We start from the raw sequence: 3,242 nt of genomic DNA, 5'->3' as shown, positions 1-3,242 counted from the left end.
TTAGATGTATTTTATTGTGCAATAAAGTTGAGACAATTAGTAAAACCTATTAAAAATAAGGAGATGATTTCATGGATTCTATTTCTCTTATTCTCACAGCCTTAGTAGCTGGCACAGCCAAAACAGCGGGTAGTGTAGTTCAAGATACTTATGAAGGATTGAAAGCTTTAATTAAACGTAAATTTGAGAACCAAGGTAAATCAGGTTCAGTGACTATTCTGGATAAGTATGAACAAAAACCTGAAAAAACAAAAGCTCTTTTAGAAGATGAATTAACTGAAGTTGGTGCTGATAAAGATGAGGAAATTATTAAATTAGCTCAAAAGTTAATGGAGCAATTAAATCCTCAAGAATCAGCAGAGGGAAAATTTAGTGTTCAAATTTCTGGAGGAAAAGTTCAGGGTTTGACACAGCAGAATACTGGCACAATTAATCAAAGTTTTAGTTAATTTATGGAATGATTATAACATGAATGATGATAATGTTGTTAACATTTATGGTAGTAATATTCAAGGGTTTATTCAAGAAAATAATGGTACTGTCTCTCAATATTTCATTTCCCAAGTATCTGAGTTATTTAATGGACAAACATCTGGTATACAACAACCCCTAACTTCGGTAGAATATGGACACAGGAAAGTTTTACTCAGTAAAGTTAAAGAATATTGGATCGAAGGTGTTTTAGAAAAATCAGTGCATACGCAGGCCATGATTGAACTTGGTCTAGAAAAACGATTAGATGTAATAGAGCGCCCATTTAGTGGTTTTGAGGAAATACCAGAAGATTCCAGACAAATTTTGCCTACGGGAAGCGATGCAAGTGATTTCTTTAATCAGATAGGAGAAGGACGAACTCTACTTATTTTAGGAGAACCAGGAGCAGGTAAAACCATAACGCTCTTGAAATTAGCACAGAATTTAATTACTTGCGCTGAGTCAAATTTGAGTCAGCTAATTCCAGTAGTATTTAATTTATCTTCTTGGGGAAGTAAAAGGCAAACCATTGAAGATTGGCTGCTACAAGAACTTTGGAGTAAATACCAAGTTTCCCAAGAAATTGCTAAAGACTGGGTTAAAAATCAAAAATTACTACTGTTACTAGATGGTTTAGACGAGGTAAAGACTGACCTGCGGGAAGCCTGTGTTGAAGCTATCAACCAATTTATACAAACGCATGGACTGACTGAAATGGTGGTCTGTAGTCGTATTGCTGATTATGAAGTTCTTTCTAACCGTTTGCGATTACGAGGCGCGATCTACATCCGTTCTTTGACTCCTGAGCAGGTTCATCAATATTTGGATACTGCTGGTCAACAACTAAGTGCAGTTAAATCTTTGTTGAAAGATGATACCACACTGCAAGAAATAGGTAAATCTCCTTTGACACTAAGTGTTATGACCCTGGCTTATCAAGGTAAACAGGTAGAAGAAATACTTCAAACAGGTTCACTAGAAGAGCGTCGTGAACATCTATTCAATGCTTATATTGAGCGGATGTTTAAACGAAAGGGAGTTAATCAGAAATACCCAAAAAATCGGGTAATACATTGGTTAAGTTGGTTGGCACAAAGAATGTTTCAGACTTCTCAATCTTACTTTCTAATTGAGAAAATACAGCCTAATTGGTTGCAGTCTAATGTTCAAAAAAGACTTTACAGAATTGGAACTATTTTAATTGGGATACTGGCTATTGGATTGATATTATTTTTAGTTCATTTTCTAGATTTATATAATGATAAAATTAACATTTTTAATGTCTTAACCATAAATGCAATAATGTGGGGTTTAGTTTTATGGTGGACTTTTGGAAATTACAAAGCAGAAATAGAAACTTTTGAAACTTTGACCTGTCCTTGGAAAAAAACACGAAAAGATTTGCTTAATGGATTAACCTATGGACTAAGGTGGAGTTTAATTTTGTCTCCAATGGGTGTATTATGGTGTTATTTAACTTGGAAAACCCCAAAATGGCCAAGCGGTTACGAGAAAATAGTAATATTTGGATTAATTTTGGGATTAATCTTTGCACTGATTATAGGATTGATTTGTGGGTTGAGAGGCTCAGAAATAGAAACAAAAACTATTCCAAACCAAGGGATTTGGACATCTGCTCGCAATGCAATAATTATTGTATTACTTAGCTGGTTAATTTTGTTTCCAATTATTTTTATATTTTTTCCTAAAGGGTTGCAATCAAGAATTTCGATAATAAGTTGGGGACTGATGTTAGGGTTGTTTTTTGGAGGTGGTATAGCCTGTATCCAACACTTCAGCTTACGTTTTATCCTCTGGGGTGAAGGTTTGATTCCTAATAATTTAACTCATTTTCTAGACTATGCCACTGAGCGCATTTTTCTACAAAAGGTTGGTGGTGGCTATATCTTCATCCATAGGATGATACTGGAACACTTTGCAACGCGAATCAATTCTACACAATCCGAAATAAGAAATGCCTATAAAGCTATAAAAATCATTCTTGTTGGGGGAGCGATTATTGTTATTGGTCTAATTTATGGCAATATTTGTTTAAATTCTGCGGAGTTTCAACTGAAATCCCAAGCAAATATGTTAATTTCAGCGATGGATTCGGTTCGCAAATATCATAATGATTATATTACACCTTTATTAAAAACACAATCAGAACAAAAATTTTTACAAGAATCAATTCCAATGTTTGCAGTAAATCAAGTATTTGATATATTTACTAGTGCCTATAAAAATAATTATGGAGATTATATTTATAAGTCCGCGATGATTAATCCGACTAATCTCAAGAATAAAGCTACACTTGAAGAAATCAAAATTATTGACACACTTAAACAACAAGATTTAGATACTCAACGACAGCCAGGATTGCAGAACATTGATCAAGGATATTTAAATATAAATGGTAATAAATATTTCTATATATCTCGCCCTATCAAAATTACTGATAAAAGTTGCTTGAATTGTCATTCGACTCTAGATAAAGTACCTCAATCATTACAACTTCTCTATAAACAGGGTAAATATCTTGCTAATCAAGGTTTGAACTGGGAATTTAATACAGTTATCGGAACTAAGATTGTGTATGTTCCTACCAGCCAAGTATATAAAGTAGCTCAAAGAGATTTTATAATTTTTCTAGCAGTTTTTATTGTCATATTTTGTATAGTGATAGTTATTATGAGCATTTTACCCAGCAGTTTTTAAAAGTTTCTTTTCAGGTTTCCCCTAAAAATTGCTAAGGTGATCGCATATTG

General features: G+C 33.4%; 2 protein-coding genes. Both read left to right on the top strand.

Annotation, left to right across the window (positions count from 1 at the left end; all coding sequences use genetic code 11):
* The first annotated feature begins 71 nt into the window (after window positions 1–71).
* Entirely contained in the window at window positions 72–449 is a 378-nt protein-coding gene (locus tag PN497_RS00645; RefSeq protein ID WP_096570852.1) for a hypothetical protein, read from the top strand.
* A 19-nt stretch (window positions 450–468) separates the two neighbouring features.
* The gene (locus tag PN497_RS00640) at window positions 469–3,192 is read left to right on the top strand and encodes a c-type heme family protein (RefSeq protein ID WP_096570850.1); all 2,724 of its coding nucleotides are present in this window, start codon (window positions 469–471) and stop codon (window positions 3,190–3,192) included.
* Window positions 3,193–3,242: the final 50 nt, after the last annotated feature.

Source organism: Sphaerospermopsis kisseleviana CS-549 (genome assembly GCF_028329225.1).
Classification (GTDB): domain Bacteria; phylum Cyanobacteriota; class Cyanobacteriia; order Cyanobacteriales; family Nostocaceae; genus Sphaerospermopsis; species Sphaerospermopsis kisseleviana.
The sequence above is the reverse complement of the archived record's forward strand: the minus strand, read 5'-3'. Positions and strand labels throughout refer to the sequence as shown.

Excerpts from the sequence above, each read along its gene's own strand:
- PN497_RS00640 (WP_096570850.1), top strand. The coding sequence starts at position 469 with ATGAATGATGATAATGTTGTTAACATTTATGGTAGTAATATTCAAGGG.
- PN497_RS00645 (WP_096570852.1), top strand. The coding sequence starts at position 72 with ATGGATTCTATTTCTCTTATTCTCACAGCCTTAGTAGCTGGCACAGCC.